12 protein-coding genes are annotated in these 19,655 nt (G+C 51.4%); 6 read left to right on the forward strand and 6 right to left on the reverse strand.

The window, feature by feature from the left end; all coding sequences use genetic code 11:
* Positions 1 to 3 precede the first annotated feature (3 nt).
* The 4 genes from AC6I7T_RS04380 to AC6I7T_RS04395 all read right to left on the reverse strand — a co-directional run bounded on the left by AC6I7T_RS04380 (position 4) and on the right by AC6I7T_RS04395 (position 8,625).
* Positions 4 to 3,666 (reverse strand): DUF4450 domain-containing protein, encoded by a 3,663-nt coding sequence (locus AC6I7T_RS04380; protein WP_497792094.1) that lies wholly within the window; start codon positions 3,664 to 3,666, stop codon positions 4 to 6.
* A 310-nt stretch (positions 3,667 to 3,976) separates the two neighbouring features.
* Positions 3,977 to 5,749, reverse strand: a complete 1,773-nt coding sequence (locus AC6I7T_RS04385; protein WP_497792095.1) for an L-fucose isomerase — start codon at positions 5,747 to 5,749, stop codon at positions 3,977 to 3,979.
* 110 nt (positions 5,750 to 5,859) lie between these two features.
* Entirely contained in the window at positions 5,860 to 7,182 is a 1,323-nt protein-coding gene (fucP, locus tag AC6I7T_RS04390; RefSeq protein ID WP_497792096.1) for an L-fucose:H+ symporter permease, read from the reverse strand.
* Positions 7,183 to 7,587: 405 nt separating this feature from the next.
* Positions 7,588 to 8,625 carry a LacI family DNA-binding transcriptional regulator gene (locus AC6I7T_RS04395; RefSeq protein ID WP_497792097.1) on the reverse strand — a complete coding sequence of 346 codons (1,038 nt, stop codon included), beginning with the start codon at positions 8,623 to 8,625 and terminating at the stop codon, positions 7,588 to 7,590.
* A 402-nt stretch (positions 8,626 to 9,027) separates the two neighbouring features.
* On the opposite strand from AC6I7T_RS04395, the gene AC6I7T_RS04400 reads away from it, so the two are divergent.
* The 3 genes from AC6I7T_RS04400 (at position 9,028) to AC6I7T_RS04410 (ending at position 13,118) form a co-directional block, all read left to right on the forward strand.
* Entirely contained in the window at positions 9,028 to 10,071 is a 1,044-nt protein-coding gene (locus tag AC6I7T_RS04400) for an aldo/keto reductase (protein ID WP_497792098.1), read from the forward strand.
* 66 nt (positions 10,072 to 10,137) lie between these two features.
* A complete protein-coding gene (locus tag AC6I7T_RS04405) occupies positions 10,138 to 11,202 on the forward strand; it encodes a zinc-dependent alcohol dehydrogenase family protein (RefSeq protein WP_497792099.1) in 1,065 nt (354 codons plus the stop codon).
* Between the two features lie 257 nt (positions 11,203 to 11,459).
* Complete coding sequence (locus AC6I7T_RS04410; RefSeq protein WP_497792100.1) at positions 11,460 to 13,118, forward strand: alpha-L-fucosidase; 1,659 nt, start codon at positions 11,460 to 11,462, stop codon at positions 13,116 to 13,118.
* 212 nt (positions 13,119 to 13,330) lie between these two features.
* On the opposite strand, the gene AC6I7T_RS04415 is transcribed toward AC6I7T_RS04410, so the two are convergent.
* On the reverse strand, positions 13,331 to 14,908 hold the full coding sequence (locus tag AC6I7T_RS04415; protein WP_497792101.1) for an MGH1-like glycoside hydrolase domain-containing protein: 1,578 nt from the start codon (positions 14,906 to 14,908) through the stop codon (positions 13,331 to 13,333).
* Between the two features lie 582 nt (positions 14,909 to 15,490).
* On the opposite strand from AC6I7T_RS04415, the gene AC6I7T_RS04420 reads away from it, so the two are divergent.
* Positions 15,491 to 15,769, forward strand: a complete 279-nt coding sequence (locus AC6I7T_RS04420) for a hypothetical protein (RefSeq protein ID WP_497792102.1) — start codon at positions 15,491 to 15,493, stop codon at positions 15,767 to 15,769.
* A gap of 192 nt (positions 15,770 to 15,961) precedes the next feature.
* Here the strand turns inward: AC6I7T_RS04420 and AC6I7T_RS04425 are convergent, their stop codons facing one another.
* Positions 15,962 to 16,333, reverse strand: coding sequence for a response regulator (locus AC6I7T_RS04425; RefSeq protein WP_497792103.1), 372 nt, complete (start codon positions 16,331 to 16,333; stop codon positions 15,962 to 15,964).
* A gap of 227 nt (positions 16,334 to 16,560) precedes the next feature.
* On the opposite strand from AC6I7T_RS04425, the gene AC6I7T_RS04430 reads away from it, so the two are divergent.
* Both AC6I7T_RS04430 and AC6I7T_RS04435 read left to right on the forward strand, forming a co-directional pair.
* Positions 16,561 to 17,910 carry an ABC transporter ATP-binding protein gene (locus tag AC6I7T_RS04430; protein WP_497792104.1) on the forward strand — a complete coding sequence of 450 codons (1,350 nt, stop codon included), beginning with the start codon at positions 16,561 to 16,563 and terminating at the stop codon, positions 17,908 to 17,910.
* Positions 17,907 to 19,649, forward strand: a complete 1,743-nt coding sequence (locus tag AC6I7T_RS04435) for an ABC transporter permease (protein ID WP_497792105.1) — start codon at positions 17,907 to 17,909, stop codon at positions 19,647 to 19,649. The genes AC6I7T_RS04430 and AC6I7T_RS04435 overlap by 4 nt, the downstream gene beginning before the upstream one ends.
* Positions 19,650 to 19,655: the final 6 nt, after the last annotated feature.

Genomic DNA, 19,655 nt, shown 5'->3' on the forward strand with positions numbered 1-19,655 from the left:
TTGCTATTCGTTCTTTCCGGACGGTCGTACAAGAGTTGCAGCCATCAGTCCGATAATGGGCTCATAGGCCTGAGCCTCAACCACGAGTGAAGCCAATGTTTTTCTCGAATCCAGAGCCATATCCAAAAGTGTCGCAGAGCCACCTTCGATAGGACCTCCAGTTCCCTTGAAGCTTGCCATATCAAGCAAGCGAAATTTTCCGGTCTTCAGATCGAGCCTTGGAGGAAGTGCTTCAGGGCGATAGAACTGGTAATCATCAATCAAGTAATCCTGCTCGATGGGCCACCAGTTCTCGGGATTTATCAGATCAAGCTGCTCCTTGCTTCCGTCTGCATAGCGCACAATCACTCTCCCGCTCACCATGCGGCTCGTCTGAGGAGATGTAGAACCAGCCATCAACAGATAAATATGACAGGCCTTTCCCTGCAGCGGGACCGTCACGCTGCAGGGATCGACACTCCATTGAGAAACGAAGGAAATGTTGTTTTGCCGACGAGGATCAATATGCAGAGGAATCCCCTGCGGAGTCAGCACCACTCCATTCCCTCGATCGGCCATAACCATCAATCCCGAATCATCAATCTTCGGCTTTAATCGAAATGCAGCCCAACCGCCTGATGCCTGTGTCGGAATCGATAGAGAACAGGAGGGAGAACGCGGTGCAAGATATTCTCGCTTAAAGATGCGATTTACCCTCTCACGCAGTATGCTGCTGAGATCGACAGCTTCACATCGTTGACCATCGATTTTCGTCGACCAATCGGTATATGTCTTCTTGACAAGAATCTTACCCGCTCTTTCAATCTCCACGCGATTGGTGCCCGGCAATAAACTCGTAAACGGCACCTTTGCCGCTGCCGATGAGGTCAGAACAATTGCAGTACTGTAGTTGTGCAGACGAAGAAGAGCCCGCTCCTTCAAGGCAGCAGAACCATGATTCTGAATAGCAACGCCGAGAGCGGAACCAGAGGATTGAATATCCACTTGCAGCGCTTCCTCTCCTTCATAACGTAAAGGCATCCACCACTGCATTTGTCCCTGCTGGACCTGAGCCAATAAGGTAAATCGTCCAATCCGGCGACAGATTCCCTTCTCTAGTGCCGATTGTGGATCTCTGGTTTGCAGTAGACGTGCTCGTTGCAACAGTGGCCTCACCTGCTCATCTACAAAGACCTTTTGAAGCTTCGTAATTTTCTCCGGAGCTTCCCCCCGCCAACGAACAACAATCCTCATTTCGGCCAAGAGCGGAGATTCTATTTCAATCTTCGGATGCAGCACTGCAGCCGGAACGAACTTCCACTGAACTTTCTGTCCATTTACGGTTACATATTCCACTTCGACAGCGCGGGCAGGCAAAATCAAACGGAGCTGTTTTCCCTTGGCCATCTTCGATTGAATTTCGTAAATAGCCTCCTTCCCATTGAGCTTGTATCGGAAGATCAAATCCCGGTGTTCAATGGAGGCATGCTCCCACTCCAGCAGGAAACGAGGCTCAAGACTCAAAGTCCCGTCGAGCATATTCGGCTGAATCCCAAAGAGGCCTTCAACCAGGGCTCGAGAGGTCGTTCCGATTGCGTCGCCGAAATCTCGCTGGGCTTCCTGACGGTGCACACTCAATCCGGAAGTCATATGGAGATTCCCCGGACACAGGCCTAGATACATGCTGTCCAGCAGAGCACCCATGAAGAGGTTATAGGCTTCGTCGTTATGACCTCCCTGCCATAGGGCATGAGCAGCATGAGCATTTTCCGCATGAACCAGCAGATTTAGCGACCACACATAGGGCATCCAGTCGGAGCACGAGAGCAGGAACCAATCGCCCGAAGGCACATCGGGACCCGCAACCGGGACTCGATGTAACATATTCAGAAGCTGTTCGCCCGCCAAATACGCTTGCTCCGGACCGGGCACCTCACAGTCAACCATGTGATAGTAGGTCCACAAAGCCGGATGCGGATGGACATCCTGCTTTCCTAGCAAATCCTTCGATTCCGCATAGCAGCCACTGTCCGACAACCAAAGCAGCTGTTGAGCACCTTTCGCGATCACTTCAGCTTCAGCAAGATAAGGAGAAGGGTCTTGCCCAATGAGTTTGGCGATCTGTGCTGCTTGGCGATTCTGGAAGTAGTTATAAGCTGTCGAATGCGCAGTTCCTCCGCCGTTGTATTGCAGATTGTCGCTCGCCCAAATGCATGCATAGCCCTCATAAAGCGGCAACTCTTCTTTACCGAAGGTACGACGGAAGAGCCGGCGCTCCCAAGCCAGATGCCGCTCGATAACCGGCCACATCTCTCGAGCAAAATCGATGTCGCCCGTCCAAAGAAGATGCCGCATTAACGCATCGATGTAGACCAGATTCATGTCGTAGTGGTTGTGCGAAACATCCCCGCGACTATGAAGCAATTTTTCCTTTGTCCCGCCGTTCTTTCCAGGATCGGCCTCGCCAGTACGAGGTTCGTAATCGGTGACATCTTGACGTGCAGCCCAACGACGGAGATGCGCACGTAAGCGATCATGCCAGCCCAGATCGTCCATCGCATAGGGACCGCGCCATCCGGCTAAGGGAACGCGCCAGGCTACACCTCCATGCATGACAGCCTGCTGGCTGGTGTCCCAGATTCCATCTGCTGCAGTAACAAGAGCCGGAACCGCAGCGTTCAGGAATGCATTCGGTGTATCGATCTTCAATAATTGCTGGAACCCGGTTACCCTCTCCTGAGCATGCCGGTAAAGCTCCGGCAACTGGTCCACAGCGTAAGCGGGAGGCAAAGCTATCGTGGGGTTTTGTATCCGTTGAAGTGCTAAATAAAAAGTGTTCCCTGACTGGATCTCCACTTGGCCGAAAAGGACGGCACGTTGTGGAGCCTTCTCCGAAGCCGACTGCGCCAAAACTGTAGGGTCATTCCACTTTCCCGCATCTGCAAGGCCCAGCTGAGCTCCGTTTGGAGCAAGGAAGAATAGTTCTGCAACCTTTGAAGTAATTCGAGCTGTATTGCCCTGGAGTTGGAAGCTATTGCCTTCACAATACCGTGGCTGAAGTTGAAAGAACTCACTTACTGGAACATCTTCACATCCGATATCGCCACTGCGTTTACCCTTTTGCCCATTCATGCCGCCATAGGCCCATATCAAATGAGATCCGGTTGGAATTCCCTCTGCCTGCACTACACATACGTAGCCCTGTGTCTCCGCAAAAGGAAGAACCGTCAGCCGGAATATGCCGCCGCCGAGTAGTGCGTCCTTTATCTCGTACAGCATGCTCCCAGCACGATAGCGAGCAACGATATGGTCTGCATTCACCAGCCATTTGACGCCGCGGGCGTTGCGAATCCCCAAACGCAGATTTCCCCCGCGTCCCGGAAGATAGAGTGAAAACTCAGGCCGGTCTCCAGCATCGATGCGAAAGGAAGTATTGAAGCAATAGAGCGGACGATTAAAGAACTCCGGGCCATTCTCAATGACAAAATCCGGACCTTCAGGACGGTACCGCAAGGGGCGTTCCGCTTGCCCGTGAAAAAGAGGCTTTGTGCCTCTGCTGATCTCTTCCGGCGAATTCTCCGCCGAGGGTATCACCTGTTGTGCCGACAGCCATTGGTGCTCAGACAAAGCCATCAATGTGGCAGAAGCCTGAAGGAACCTTCTTCTCGTCCAGTGAAACGGAGTCAATGCAGCCTCACTACAATTCTGCTTAAAATCATCCCCCAACGAAAGCAACAGATATTCAACAGAATCTTAGGGTGACAATCCACCGCTTTCGATCCTCAAAGTCTTGCAACAGTCTGCCCCAGAATGACCACGATGCGAGACTTCTCATCTCCGGATTCGCCAATAGGGAAACTGTATTCTAATGGAAAAACTTATATGGATGCGTGATAGGGACTGTCAAGAACAAAAGCACCAACAAGAAAGCGTCCCAAAAGGAAATGGGCGGAAATGCCATTGCATTTCCGCCCTGTAGCAAACCACTAGATTTGCCCTAACGGGAATAAAGAGGGCCATAGGTCGTGCAAGCCCGGTAATCCTGACCTTCGACATCCATGCCAAAGGCAGCCCACGAACTGGGACGATAGATACGGCTCTCCTCCACGTTGTGCATACAGACAGGAATACGCAACATCGAGGCAAGAGTAATCAGCTCGTGTCCGACATGACCGATGGTCAATACACCGTGGTTTGCACCCCAATTGGCCATGACGGAATAGACATCGCGGAAAGGTCCTTTTCCAGTCAGACGAGGAGCGAACCAAGTCGTTGGCCAGCTGGGATCGGTGCGCTGATTCAAGGTCTCGTAAACTTCCTTGGGAAGCTCGACGCTCCAACCTTCTGCCAACTGCAACACCGGCCCGAGTCCCTTCACAATGTTCAAACGAGACATCGTGAAAGGAACACCTCCCTTAGTCAGGAACTGGCTGGAATAGCCGCTACCGCGGAAGTACTCATCGATGCCAGGATGCCATTCCGTTGCTGCAAGACATGCTTCAGCATCGGCTGGAGTCACATCCCAATGCGGCTTCATTGTTGGCTTGCCATCCTTGCCCACCTGCTGGCAGCTGCCATCGAGAGCAGCTGCACCGGAATTAATCAAGTGCAGGAAACCGTCAGCAGCATGGCCTTCGACGGTATATCCCGTAACCCGTTTGACCGCTTCTGGGGACCAGTAGGTACGAACATCAGCGAAGATTTGAGCAGTTCCGGTCAGGCAGTGACCGAAGAGCATGCAGACACCGTTTAGGCTGTCGTTCTCGGTAGCAACAACATTCGACTCACGAACACCGTTCCAATCGAAGGAGCTGTTCAGAATAGCCTCGGCAACATCACCATTGGGATACTGATCGGTCCAGTGACGCTGTCCCTGGAAACCGGCAGCAATAGCGTTGTAGCCCTTGGCTTCTTCGGCATAACCAAGCTTCACGAGAGCTTCATTTCCGTGCATCATATCGCGAATACAGATAGCCATAATCAGGCTCTCGCGCAGAATACGACGGAGGTCTTCCGGGGTACGCGGATTCTTGTTGTAATCCTTGCCAAACTTAAAGTACTTGTCGGCCCACTTTACAGCCAGCTCCAACTCGGCCTTATCGTAGATCTCTTTATCGATACGGCGGCGCAGCTCCGTCATGTCCACGGCCTGAATCTTCATTCCCAACCAGGACTCGAAGAAGTTGTGATCGACAATCGACCCTGCGATACCCATAGAGACGTTGCCCAAAGAGAGATAGCTCTTCCCCCGAATGGTAGCGACCGTTAAACCGGCGCGAGCAAAGCGCAACAGCTTGTCTTTTACATCTTCGGGAATCGTGGTATCTGTTGAGTCCTTAACGTCGTGTCCGTAGATAGAGAAGGTGGGAAGGCCCTTCTGCGTGTGAGCTGCCAGGGCAGCCGCCAAATAAACGGCACCCGGACGTTCCGTTCCATTGAAACCCCAAATAGCCTTGGGACGCAGCGGATCCATGTCAATGGTCTCAGATCCGTAGCACCAGCAAGGAGTGACACTGATTGTCAGCCCTATATTTTCTTTGCTGAACTTCTCCTCGCACTCTGCAGCTTCTGCAATGCCGCCAATACAAGTATCGGCAATTACACACTCAACAAATTCTCCGCTCGGATGGCGGACGTTTTTGGAGAGCAACTCTGCAGTGGCCTTTGCCATGTTCATTGTCTGCTCTTCGAGCGACTCACGAACACCCTTCCGGCGACCGTCAATAATAGGACGAATTCCAATTTTTGGTTTACTGCCAAGTAAGCTCACGCATTCCTCTCTTTCATTTACTGCAAGCACCTGTTCCGATGTCGCATTGTGATAATTTTCTTTTTACTTAACAACAAACTGCATACGTCATTCCCACATGCGGGAACAGCCTATATTTCTTGCTCTGCTGTATTTTGCTTCAAGCTTATCCATCCATACAAGGCAACGCAGAGGTAGCAGAAGAAAGGCACCATATACGCAATTGCTACTCCGTGACTCTTTTCGGAAAGAAATCCCATCAAAGGAGTCAGCACCGCACCGCCAACAATCGACATGACCAGCAAAGAACCACCCAGCTTCGTCGCCGATCCCAGCCCCTTAATCCCCACAGCGAAGATCGTCGGATACATCACAGACATAAAGAAGCTCGTTGCGAAGATGCACCATACGCCTATCTTGCTGGGATGAAGTACCGCAATGCAGATCAACCCCATATTCACGGCACTGTAAATTGTCATCAAAAGGCCTGGACGAACATAGCGCATCAGGAATGCCGATCCAGAACGTCCGACAAGAAACGCTCCTAAAGTTCCGCTCAGATAATAGCCGGCAAGCTTCTCAGGAAAATGCGCATACTCCTGAATGTATTGGATGAAGTAACTCCAGGTACCAACCTGTGCGCCTACATACAAGAACTGTGCAAGAATAGCCAGCAAGAATTGCGGTTTGCGACTCAGAGTCCGAAATTGATCGCCAAGAGTATCGGAGTCTTCTTCTGCTTCACCTGCCAGCACAGGAAACTTCGCGAAAGCCAGAAGAATCGCCCAGAGGAAAGCAATCGCCGCCAGAACCAAATAAGGATTTACAACCCGGATAGTCTCACTCTTCAGAAACGACTGATATGTTCCAGCAGCCTTCATCACTGCAATCTGTGCCGACGATGGTTCGATTCCGGAGAAGACAAAGATCGTTCCACAGATTACGCCGGAGATTGCGCCCAGGGGATTGAAGGCTTGAGAGAGATTCAGCCGTTGTTCGGAGCGCGCCGGGTCACCCAATTGCGCAATAAAGGGATTGGCCGCAGTTTCCAGAAACGAGAGGCCGCTGGCAATCACAAACAACGCGAACAGAAAGAAACCATAGCGATTCATGTATGCGGCGGGAAGAAACAAAGCTGAGCCTGTTCCGAATAGCAGCAGACCTATGATCATTCCAGCTTTGTATCCAGCCTTACGCATCACCAGGGCAGCGGGAATAGCGATCGTGAAATATCCAAGGTAGAAAGCCGACTGCACCAGTCCTGCCTGCATTCGCCCTAGAGCGAAGGACTTCATAAACTGGCGAATGAGCACATCGTTCAGGTTGTTGGGAATACCCCACAAAAAGAAAAGAGCAGTTACCAAAAGAAAGGGGACCAGAGCTCCGGGTTGGAGAAATGGTCCGGCAGCCTTATCAGCTGTCTTGGTCCCGGATGAAGAAATGTAGGTCTGCATAAGGTCCGATCGCTATGACTGAATTTGTAATTGTCTCTGTAGGTATTGACGGCACATTAAGGAATTTGTCTTCGGCCATCTGGCTCTGAATTGGCAGCTGGGAAGATAATCCCGTGTCTCTACTCTTCGCGTCGACCTAACAACTGCAATTTGTTTTGGGAAATAGGAACACAACTCAGGCCAGGACCTGACATCTGCAGAGCCGTTATTGAACGGTTGCGAAAAGACGGAAGATGAAATACGTTCCGTCATCCTCTGGCTATCAACACGTGTGCCCTTCCCCATCCCAATCTCAGGGTCGTAAAGTAAACGCTAACTATCGACGGTACAGCCTACTTTTTCGATAAGGACACTGTCAACAGTTCTCGCAATCTTCTCGATTTTGCGAGGGATTTCGAACTCGATTCAGCCTTTTTTCTCAGAGACTTTGTGGCGCAAGCTAGATGCACGTGCCACAAGTTGAGGGCTGATCTGCTCATTCCTCGGACGAACCTCGCCCTTAGCCATAGCCAAAGAGAGTGCAAGTTTCGCCGCCCGGTCGCCGATCAATTCACTGTTCTGATCAATCGTCGAAAGTGGAATTCGCAGGAAATCGGAGTAGAGGAGATTACCGCAGCCAACTACGGCAATGTCTTCCGGAATTCGCAAGCCGGAGTCAAGAATTGCACGCATGGTGCCGAGCGCGATGGGATCGTTAAAGCAAAAGATGCCGTCAGGACGATTCTTCCCTTCCAGTAGCTTCATGGTGGAATCGTAGCCGGCCTTATCGCCACGATCGTCTCCCGATTTTCCAGCAGAAACGATGTAACCAGGAATAGCCTTCATCTGGTGATCGGCAAGGGCCTGCTTGTATCCGTCAATACGGCCGAGAGCGGTACTGACCTTTGGACCACAGATATGTGCAATCCGCTTGCATCCCTGTTCGATCAGATGCGTGGTTGCAAGATGCCCGACAGCCTTGTCATCGACTCCGACAAAATTGGCGTCCAAGCCCTCGAAACGGCGGTCCAGGAGTATATAAGGAACCTCGCGCTCTTCAATCATTTCGAAGCTTTCGACACCCGCCTGCGAGGAGGCAATCAGCATGACGTCGACCTGTCGGGCAAGCAACTGCTCGATTTCCTGCTTCTCCAGTTCCGGATCTTCTTCCGAAGAAGCAAGAATCAAGCTATATCCCTGCTTGCGAATTCCCGCCGAGAGAGCCTTTGCCACCAAAGCAAAGAAGGGATGTAGCAGGTCGGGGACAACAAGGCCGATCGTCCAGGTGCGCCCTGTAATCAGCGTTCGAGCTGCAAAATTTGGCTGATACTTCAGCTCCTTCATCCTTTTCAGTACGCGCTTGCGCGTTTCTTCACTGATATCGGGATGATTACGGAGGACCTTCGAAATTGTAACGACGGACAACCCAAGATCCTGGGCGATATCCTTCATGCGGGCAGCCATGCTTTTCGCATCTCCTCGAACGTGACTTTCAACATCTTCGTCTCTAAAAATTCAGCAGCAGCCGTCTTCTTACCGAAAGAATCCACTTCCATCTTTACGATGAAAGAGGAGCTTGGCATGCCAACGACGTTCGCAGACTTACCATAAGCCATCGGGGAAACGGCCGCTATCAAGGAGACAATCACGCATTAATTACACAACATCGTAGCACCCCAATTCCCTTCAGGAGCCCTATTCAGTTCTTGCGCCGCCAAAATCGGCTCAACTTAGATACCTTCAGACCTCTCCCCCTCCTCCTGAAATGGAAAATCGATGCAGAGAGTTGTTGACAGTGCTGCTTCTCAAAAGTACGCTATACCTTCTCTAAGTAATCGATAACTTTAAGAAGTTCTAAGGTGGTGTATGGAAAAACAACCAGTGCGCTGGCAGCCAGCTGAGGACGGAATCGATCCGGTTCTTGTTCCTCAGCGGACTTTATATACCGGCGCCAAGATGCCCGGAATTGGCCTTGGTACCTTCGGATCGGACCACATCACTGCTCAGCAAGTGGCCGAGGCAGTCTGCTGTGCAGCAGCCGCCGGATACCGGCATTTTGACTGTGCCTCTGTCTACAGCAATGAAGCCGAAATAGGCGCTTCTCTGCAACAGATCCAAGAAAATGGACTCAAGAGAGAAGAGCTTTGGGTGACCTCAAAGCTATGGAATGACAAACATGGGGAAGACGATGTGATCGCCTCCTGTCAGAAGTCCATAGCAGACCTGAGGCTGAAGTATCTTGATCTCTACCTGGTGCACTGGCCATTTCCCAACCATCATCCACCGGGTTGCGATGTGAGCTCTCGCAGCAATCACGCCAAGCCTTATATCCATGAAAACTTCATGAAGACCTGGCGCAAGATGGAGCAATTGGTCGATATGGGCTTAGTTCGTCATATTGGCACCTCCAACATGACCGTTCCCAAGCTCAAACTGGTACTCAGAGATGCCAGGATCAAGCCGGCGGTAAATGAGATGGAGTTACATCCCCATTTTCAGCAACCAGAACTCTTTCAATTCGTCTGCGAGAACGGAATCCAGCCGATAGGCTACTCACCAATTGGATCGCCAGCTCGTCCCGAACGGGATCGTACTCCTGAAGACACCGTCCCGACACAGGACCCTGTGATCCTCAAAATTGCAGAGCGGCTTGGAGTGCACCCTGCAGTTGTCTGTATTAAGTGGGCAATCCAGCGAGGGCAAACCCCCATTCCCTTCTCTGTCACTCGACGTAACTATCTTGCTAATTTACAAGGAAGCATCAGTGAACCTCTCACAGCAGCAGAAATGGAAGAGATCCGAAAGATTGATCGTAACTGCCGGCTGATCAAGGGCCAGGTCTTCCTATGGAAAGAAGGCCAGTCCTGGGAAGATCTTTGGGATATTCACGGAGAGATCACACCTCCCTAATGGAGGGTGTACAAGCATCGCAATGCCTTGTTCCGGGAAACCATAACCTTACGAAGGATTTTTGAAATGAGTGAAATGATGAAGGCAGCATATCTGCCAGGCAATAGCACAGTAGAGTTTCGTGAAGTGCCGGTTCCGACTCCAGGACATGGAGAAGTCTTGATCCGGGTGAAAGCATCCACAATCTGCGGGTCCGATATCCGTTGCATTTATCACGAGCATTTAGGTAAGGGACCGGAGGGATACCAGGGAGTAATCGCCGGACACGAACCTGCAGGACAAATCGTAAAAGTAGGACCGGGCTGCCGGAGATTCAAGCCCAACGATCGAGTCATCGTTTATCACATCTCCGGATGCGGAGTCTGCAATGATTGCCGCCGTGGATACATGATCTCCTGCACCAGCGCCGAATACCGGCGCGCCTATGGCTGGCAGAGAGATGGCGGAATGGCCCCGTACATGATCGCCGAAGAGAAAGACCTGATTGCCCTGCCCGATAGTCTGACCTATGCCGATGGCGCACAGGTTGCCTGCGGCTTCGGCACAGTTTATGAAGGGCTGGAAAAGATTGGTATCAGCGGCAACGACACAGTTCTGATCACGGGCCTCGGACCAGTCGGACTAGCTGCCGGAGCGCTCTGCCGCAAGCTTGGAGCCCCAAAGATCATCGGCATCGATATCTCGAAGGAGCGTATGGACCTGGCGCTAAAATTGGGTCTCTGCGATAACGTCCTGGCTTCCGGTCCAAACAATGTTGCCGAGGTTAAGGCATTAACAGGTGGCAACGGCGTCGAGCGTGCTGTCGATTGCTCAGCAAATGCCGAAGCTCGCGCTACCGCAATCCGCGCTACCCGGAAATGGGGAAAGATGGTCATGATCGGTGAAGGAGGAACAGTGAGCTTCAATCCTTCTCCCGACATCATCCATGACCAGAAAACTATCTATGGCTCCTGGGTAACATCGACCTGGTTGATGGAAGAACTGGTCGAACGCCTGGCCCGCTGGGGACTGCATCCGGCTGACATCATTACCCACCGTTTTTCGATCGACAAGGCAGATGAAGCATATGCCCTGATGGCTAGCGGCAAGTGCGGAAAAGTAGCCGTCTGCTTCGATGAGGAATTGAAGTAAAGAGTCCGTATCTCCCTGATCGATACATAAGGCATCCTGAGCCACATCGCGGAGCAGGATGCCTTATACCAACACAAGCATTCTCGGTGCCGCTGAGCATCTGTAATTTAATCTCACGTGGCGAATCCGTCTTGATGTCACAACAGCAAGGTATTTAACCCATCCGATGAAAAGTTGTAAGAGGTCTCTCGCGGATAGGGCTCCCAACGTATGTGGTCTTTGGGCCCCAATGGATCTAGAGAAAAGCGGAGCACAGCATGAAAATCACACGACGTCATCTATTGCAGCAGGCCGCCCTGGCAACAGCGGCCCTGAAAGCTAGAAACCTTTTTGGTTCCTCCTTGGTAGGGTCAGCCACCACAAGTAAGAGGACAATCGCTCCAGGCCCATTCTCTCCCACATGGGAATCTCTCAAGCACTACAAAACACCATCCTGGTTTCGTGATGCTAAGTTCGGAATATGGGCACACTGGAGCCCTCAATGCGTTCCTGAAGCTGGGGATTGGTATGCGCGAAGAATGTACCTCCAGGGCGACAGCTCCTACGATCATCATCTAAAGCATTACGGCCACCCCTCAAAAACCGGCTTCATGGAAATCGATAATCTATGGAAGGCGGAAAATTGGAAACCTTATGAGCTCATGGATCTGTACGTAAAAGCCGGAGCTAAATACTTCATGAGTCTGGCCAATCATCACGACAACTTTGACTGTTACGATTCCCGTTATCACAACTGGAACTCGGTACGTATTGGTCCCAAGAAGGACATTGTCGGGACGTGGGCAAAGGTCGCTCGTGAATTTGGGCTGCGCTTTGGGGTTAGCAATCATTCGGCCCATGCATGGCACTGGCTGCAAACTGCATACGGATACGATCCGGAAGGGCCTCTCGCTGGCGTGCGGTATGACGCCTATAAGCTGACGAAGGCAGACGGCAAGGGAAAGTGGTGGGATGGACTCGATCCACAAGAGCTTTACACCGGGCCCAATATGGTCATGCCCGATGGCATAAAAACGATAAAAGAGGCTAACGACTGGCATGAGCATCATGATCGCGAGTGGACGGAATTACCGCCTGCCAATAATCCCGCATTTGTAGAGAAGTGGTACTTACGCTGCCAGGATCTGCTGGATCGTTACGAGCCTGACATGCTCTATTTCGACAACACGGAATTACCTTTAGGCCAGGCAGGACTGGATATCACGGCACATTACTACAACAGCAGCATTCATCGTAATGGAAAGCTTCAGGTAGCAGTTTTTGCAAAGCAGTTCTCGCCCGAGCACCTTGGCGCAACGGTTCTCGATATCGAGCGCGGACGAGCGAAAGGAATTCTTCCCGAACCATGGCAAACGGATACCTGCATCGGAGACTGGCATTATGACCGCAAGATCTTCGAAGAGCACCGATATAAGACAGCGCGTCATGTAATCCAATCGCTAGCTGACATAGTAAGCAAAAACGGTAACCTGCTGCTCAGCGTTCCTGTGCGCGGCGACGGCTCAATCGATGAGGATGAACACAAATTCTTGAACGATATGGCCTCATGGATGCAAGTGAACGGCGAAGCCATCTTTGAGACACGGCCTTTTGCCGTTTATGGCGAAGGACTACCGGATGTGCAGAACTCATCCAACTTTAATGAGAACGGCGCCCGAGCCTTTACTGCAGAAGACATTCGCTTCACACAGAAAAAGGATGCGCTGTATGCAATCGCACTCGGCTGGCCTGAGAGCGGGTCGCTTACCATCAAAACTCTCGCACAGGGAAGCAAAGAACGCCCAACTCCGATTCAAAGGGTTGAATTGCTCGGTCAGGAGGGAGCACTTCCGTTTAAACGCGATGAGCGGGGGCTGAGTATTACACTCCCCAAACAGAAGCCAAATGACTGTGCCTACGTTTTCAGAATCAGGTAAAGGAAGTAACAAACTAAGCGACACACTCTGAAGCTTCAGAGCAAAGTCTTCAACAAATCTTTGCTCCCGATCTGCCTACCAGTCACAAACAGCACTGCCGCCGTATCATCGGCGGCAGTGTTGAAGATCAGGGTTCAAGAGATATAAAAGCCCACCATCCAGAATTTCCCTAAGATTTTCCAAAGATGGCAGGCTTTCCCCCTGAATTTGAACTAAGCCTTCTGCTTCTCGTTAGGCCTCGTCTGCACTGTGCGCTGCTTTCCATCTACGAAGTGCACTACAGCCGTATCATCCTTCAGACTGATACCGACAAACTCCTGCAATTTACCATTCAAATCAGTTACAAGGCGCACCGTACCCTTTACCGTGGCCAAGGGCTTGCCATTTAGCTTTAGTGAGGCCTGCTGGTCCTTATACTCGATTGCAGCCGAACCGCTCGGCAGCTGAATTGAATAGTTCGACTTTCCTGCCGCAGGAGTGCGAACATTCCACTCCAATTGCTGGCCTTCGCGACGTACACCTGACAGGCGCCACATGTAATCGAAGAACACGAGCGCCGCTGGTGAATACCCACTCGGATCTGTCTGAGTAAAGTCTCCGGTAAGCGGATCCATCTGCTGCCGGAACTCAGTATGACGGCTGATTGCTTCAACCCACTTCTGCATCATCTGGCCAAGATCAGCCGGCCTGCCATAGTACTCCATCCAGCGTGGTGCACGAAGAGCTGTCAAAGCCTGGGTAGCACCACCCCAAGAGTTGCGAGGAATGGGGCGAACAAAAGCTGGATCATCGAGGGCAATGGAGGTCAGAGGATATGGAGCCCAGAAAGCCATCGGGTTGTGAATCTGCTTCTTGTAAATATCTTCGAAGGTCTTCTGGTCAACGAGATGCTCACTCAAAACGCGAGAGATTACATCGCCGCGAACCCGGATGAACTTGTTCTGCGTATCCAGATCGTAGAAACTGCCGTCTTCGGGACTGTACAGCCGATCCAGAATAAGCTTCTGAATCTTGTTCGCCGCTTCTGTCCAACGATCGGCTTCCTTTGTCTTCCCCAAGGCCTTCGCAATCTTCGCCAACGCTACCCTGCCCCCATAAACCGAGGCTGAAAGATCGGGGGCCAGCCAAGGCATACCGGGAAGGTCCGGGCACTTACGGGCATCTGCATCCGGACAACGATTCGGAATTCCCTTCCAGCGAGGACTATTGTCATGGCCCGTATCGTAGGTGCAGAAGCCTTCTACCAATCCTGTACCGCGCGTATTGCGATACTGCATTAGCCATGCGTCGTAACGGCTGCAAGCGCGATAAGCAGCTTCCAGCAGTTCCTGATCTCCAATGCGTGTAGCCAGTTCATAGGCGGTAGCTGCCGGAGGAACTACGAGTTGCAGTTGACCATAGCCAATCGTATCCATCTTGATGCTGCAAGGAAGGTATCCGTCTTCCCGTTGCAGATCGAAGAAAGCCATGTGATTGTTTTTGCCGATGTCGGGGCGAATCAGGCTATAAACTTCACCCTCCTGAGGAGCACACTCCAACCAGATCCCCGGATAAACACTGCCTTCAATCAGTACCGGCTTCGAATACTTATGCAGAAGACGAACATTTCCAGCAAGGCAATCCATAGCGGCCTGATATGTCTTCGAGAGTGCAGGATCATCGGTGCTGAACGCCAACGAGGCAGGGGCACTATTGTTCTCCTGGCCTTGTGCCCAAACAGGCACAGAACGAGCTACGGAAAGGAATCCTATCGCACAAAAACTGCCCTTCAAAAAACTACGCCGCTGCATAATCACCCTCAACTCTAACGTTCTGCTGCATCGCTTTCTTTCAAGAAAGCAGTTCTATACTCTGTTTCTGCATATTGAAACGCTAGCCATTTACAGCTATCGCTTCCCCGTGCGATTTCTAGCCCGGGACCTCAGCTCCATGAAAAAAGCAGGGATTGTATCCAAAGCTGACGGCACAATCCCTTCGGGCAGATAATGCAGTGCTTCCTAATCCTCAAAACCGGAGCATTTTTGCGACAGAGTTTTTCGTTTTATAGAAGCGATTAGCACCATATGAAATTTCCCCTATCGCAGTCAATAGAGAAATAAATTCATATATAAATATCCTCAAATATCTACAAATACCTGACAATCACTCACATGGAAAACTTGGCGTTTCCAGAGATAAATTTGTCTGTATCGCACCAAGGAACTAAAACTGAAGCTTGGAAGTAGGGGGATGATCGTAAGGTAAGATGACGTCCCCAAGGCAACTGACGAAAGAGACGCAGTCTCCGCCAATGCCTATCAGAAGGCTCCTCTTGAGAACTTTCGCATCAACCATCTGGATATTCAGGCTGGCGCGGGCAGGCTGTATCGAGAATGCAAAAACTGGATCTGTTGCCGGTATCAAAATACCGGCAACAGATGGAAGCGCAGTACAAATCAGGAACAGCAATATGTGCCAGGGCTTCCGACTCAGCCAGCAACCGAAAAACAGATCCGCGTCAAAGATCCATTTATTGCTTCAGCATTTCCTGCTGCCGGGCCTTCGCCACTAGCCTGGCAGCATTTTTTTGCTCTCCTTCTCGCTTGCCGATAAAAAGCTTTCCTGAATATGAGACGGGGTTAGCTATGTATCGAATTATGAAACTTCAATAGAAATTTCTTCCGACGCAACAGGTCCATCGCGAACCCACGCAGATCTCACGGTTGTGCTGCAATTGTGATCTTCTATTAATTTTAAGCAGACGTAGACGGGCCTTCGACGGCACTTCCCTTACCAGAAACCGAGTGTTATTTTTTGTCCAACGTCGGTCCTGGATAAGGGGAATGTCTTTGGGCCCAGTGGGCTTAACTACGAAGACGTGCTAGTAAATCTTGCGGATGAACAGGCTTAGCTAGAATTTCGAATTCATGGCCCTGAGAACGAGCCCGCTCCAACAGATCAGCGGTAGCAGCCTGACCGGAAAAGAGCAGAATTTTACAGGAAGGCAACAGGGCACGAATCTTGATAGCAGCGTCGATGCCGTTCAGATCAGTCATAATGACGTCACTGATAAGCATGTCGGGTTTGAGCGTTTTGGCTGTTTCAACGGCCTTTTCCCCGCTATATACGGCCGTAGCCTCAAAGCCGCTCTGGTTGAGAATGATGGCCAATGTGTCGGCAATAACACGCTCGTCGTCGGCGACTAGAACTTTTGGCTTACTTTGGGTTTCGGACATTCCTTCACTCACTTACCGTTCTGTAGTTCTCTCCAACGAGATTGTTTCTCCAACGCAAAAAAATCACGATAGGAGATGATACAAGGCATTCACTCTACAACGAATTTATGATGATACGCTTCCTTTAGCAGATGCCTTGCTTCAGTAGCAGCACTCAAGACTCACAGTTGGCATAAATACCACGGAACCGGAAATTTAACCGAGCCCATTGCAGCGAGAGAATGCCTATGGTGGAACCAATCATCCGCGCGCAGCGTGTTGAAAAATATTACGCTCAGCCAAGCGAAAACCGCATCCAGGTAATTGCTCCAACCGACTTGTCCATTGTACCTGGAGAGATCGTTGCTCTTCTAGGTCCCTCCGGTTCCGGCAAATCGACCTTGCTGCGGATGCTCTCTGGCTTGTCGCGGCCTTCAGCTGGGGAGGTCTTTTGGCATGAACGCCCCATCTCGCAAACCGAGACAAATGTCTCCATTGTTTTCCAAAGCTTTGCGCTCTTTCCCTGGTTAACGGTTCTTGAAAATGTTGAAGCTCCATTAAAGGCCCGCGGAATGGATCCGGAGGATCGCCGGGAGCGCAGCCTGAAAATCCTGGACACGGTTGGCCTCGATGGATTCCAGGCAGCCTTTCCCAAAGAACTCTCCGGAGGAATGCGCCAGCGTGTCGGCTTTGCCCGTGCCCTGGTGGTCGAACCGGAAGTGCTCTTCATGGACGAGCCCTTTTCCGCTCTCGATGTCCTCACGGCAGAAAATCTGCGCAGTGAACTGCTGGAACTTTGGGCCAAGAAGACCATGCCCACCCAATGTGTCTTTCTGGTTACCCACAACATCGAAGAAGCCGTCCTGCTGGCAGACCGGATCATCGTTCTAGGCAGGAATCCTGGCCACATCCGCACAGATTTTCGAGTCACGATTCCACAACCCCGTGATCGTAAGACGGATGCCTTCACCCAACTGGTCGACTACATATACAAGGTTTTGACTCGTCCGGACATCGTGCCCGCAGCTGCACCAGACCCGATGACCGGACGTCCGGTACGCGATCAGCGCCAGATGCATTACCAGATGTTGCCCCATGCGCGTCCTGGCGGCATTGCAGGCTTGCTGGAACTGCTGATCGATAAAGGTGGTAAAGATGACATTTACCGTCTGGCCCACGATCTCGGATTCGAAATCGACGATTTGCTCCCGATTGTGGATGCAGCACAGCTTCTTGGCTTCCTAAAGATCGACGAAGGTGACGCGACCATCACTCCCGGGGGTCAGCAATACGCAGAATCGGAAATTCTAAGGCAGAAAGAACTCTTCCGCGAAGCTGCGGTAGAACACGTGCTGCTGCTTCGGCAGATCACCCGAGCGCTCAATACCAAGAGCGATCACACCGTTCCTGAAGAATTTTTCCTCGATATGCTCGACGAGCAATTCAGCGAGGACGAATCTTTGCGCCAGTTGGAAACTGCCGTCACCTGGGGCCGTTATGCAGAGCTATTCGATTTCGATGCCGCACGGCGGCGCTTCTTCCTGCCCGAGCCGGAGGAAGAGGAGGTATCCACTCTGAGCGAAGGAGAGAACGAGTGAAGCCTCGCTACGTCCTGCCGCGGGCGTTCGTTACAGTAAGCAGCCGGTCTTTCCTTACGGATTTAAGCTTGGCGATCGCGATTCTTGCTGTCTTTTTCTCGATCGTCCATATGACGCAGTATTGGATGGGGAGGCCGGTTCCTGCGGTAGAAATCTCACAATCGATCAAGGTGCTCCCCAGATACGCGTTCTTTTCGATAGTGCGCATCTGCATTGCCTATTGTCTGAGTCTGATCTTCGCTGTGGGATATGGCTACATAGCCGCCTATAACCGCCGGGTCGAACCTCTGATGGTTGCCGTTCTCGACGTGCTCCAGTCTATTCCGGTTCTGAGCTTTCTGCCTGGGGTCATGTTGGCGATGGTTTCCCTCTTCCCGACCAGGCAGCTTGGTATTGAGATGGGAGCTATCCTGCTCATCTTCACAGGGCAGGTTTGGAATATCGCTTTCAGCTTTTACTCTTCGCTCAAGAATATTCCGAGGGAATTACGTGAGGCCGTCAGTATCTACAGATTTTCGGCCTGGCAGCGCTTCTGGCATCTGGAACTGCCCTATGCGGCGATTGGCCTGATCTGGAACTCGATCATGTCGGTAGCCGGAGGCTGGTTTTTCCTGATCGCCTGCGAGATGTTTGTTTTGGGAAAGCGTGACTTTCGTCTCCCGGGCCTGGGGTCCTATCTGCAAACGGCGGCATCTACCGGGAACATTCATGCCATGTTGGCTGGACTGGTCACGATGATCCTTATTGTGGTTGCCACTGACCAGCTGATCTGGCGTCCAATTATTGCCTGGTCTGACCGCTTCAAATTTGAGCAGACGGAAAGTGGCGACCGAATTACCTCTCCGATTCTGGAGATCATTCGTCAATCTCGTTTTCTATCAATGGTCTCTCGCCACACCCTTACACCACTCAGCGAGAAGATCTACTCAAGTTTCAAATACTCAAAAAGAAAATCCATAATCAAGCCACTCGATGCAGAAGAAAACACCCGTTTGGCGATGATTCTCTGGACGATACTTGGAGTTGCGGCGGGTTGCTGCGTTATCTACACAGCATTTCACTCCTTGGCTTCGCTTCGTCAAGTGAGCATGCATGACTTTCTCATGCTCCTTGCCGGCGCCAGCGCAACTTTCCTTCGTGTGGCTGTTTCTTTGGCTCTCGCTTCTGCATGGACAATTCCCGTGGGAGTCGCCATTGGATCGAATCCTAAGCTAGCGCGCATTGCCCAACCTCTGGCCCAGGTTTTGGCTTCGGTTCCAGCCACCGCACTCTTCCCGATTTTGGTTCTCGCCTTAATCAAAATGGGTGGGGGCCTGGGAGTAGGAGCGATCATCCTTATGTTGCTCGGCACGCAATGGTACATTCTCTTCAATGTCATTGCCGGCACGATGGCCATTCCTTCCGACTTACGAGAGGTCGCTACTCTCTTCCGTTTCTCCGAATGGCAAAAGTGGAAGACTCTTATTCTTCCCGGGATATTCCCTTATCTGGTCACGGGCCTGATCACAGCCTCTGGCGGCGCCTGGAATGCGAGCATTATTGCGGAATACTTCCATCTGAAGGATCAGACACTCAAGACAATCGGCCTCGGAGCACAAATCAGCGCAGCCACGGACTCGGGCGAATTCCCTATTCTGCTACTCGCCACGATTATCATGGCGCTGATGGTGGTAACAACCAATAGACTGATCTGGCGCAGAATGTACCGACTGGCAGAAACCAAGTACAAACTTGAGTAGGTAATA

Source organism: Humiphilus diazotrophicus (assembly GCF_059726315.1).

What these genes read in the sequence shown, in the direction of transcription:
- AC6I7T_RS04415 (WP_497792101.1), bottom strand. Translation starts at nt 14,908, where the DNA reads ATGCAGCGGCGTAGTTTTTTGAAGGGCAGTTTTTGTGCGATAGGATTC.
- AC6I7T_RS04400 (WP_497792098.1), top strand. Translation starts at nt 9,028, where the DNA reads ATGGAAAAACAACCAGTGCGCTGGCAGCCAGCTGAGGACGGAATCGAT.
- AC6I7T_RS04405 (WP_497792099.1), top strand. Translation starts at nt 10,138, where the DNA reads ATGAGTGAAATGATGAAGGCAGCATATCTGCCAGGCAATAGCACAGTA.
- AC6I7T_RS04430 (WP_497792104.1), top strand. Translation starts at nt 16,561, where the DNA reads ATGGTGGAACCAATCATCCGCGCGCAGCGTGTTGAAAAATATTACGCT.
- AC6I7T_RS04410 (WP_497792100.1), top strand. Translation starts at nt 11,460, where the DNA reads ATGAAAATCACACGACGTCATCTATTGCAGCAGGCCGCCCTGGCAACA.
- fucP (WP_497792096.1), bottom strand. Translation starts at nt 7,182, where the DNA reads ATGCAGACCTACATTTCTTCATCCGGGACCAAGACAGCTGATAAGGCT.
- AC6I7T_RS04395 (WP_497792097.1), bottom strand. Translation starts at nt 8,625, where the DNA reads ATGGCTGCCCGCATGAAGGATATCGCCCAGGATCTTGGGTTGTCCGTC.
- AC6I7T_RS04420 (WP_497792102.1), top strand. Translation starts at nt 15,491, where the DNA reads ATGCAAAAACTGGATCTGTTGCCGGTATCAAAATACCGGCAACAGATG.
- AC6I7T_RS04425 (WP_497792103.1), bottom strand. Translation starts at nt 16,333, where the DNA reads ATGTCCGAAACCCAAAGTAAGCCAAAAGTTCTAGTCGCCGACGACGAG.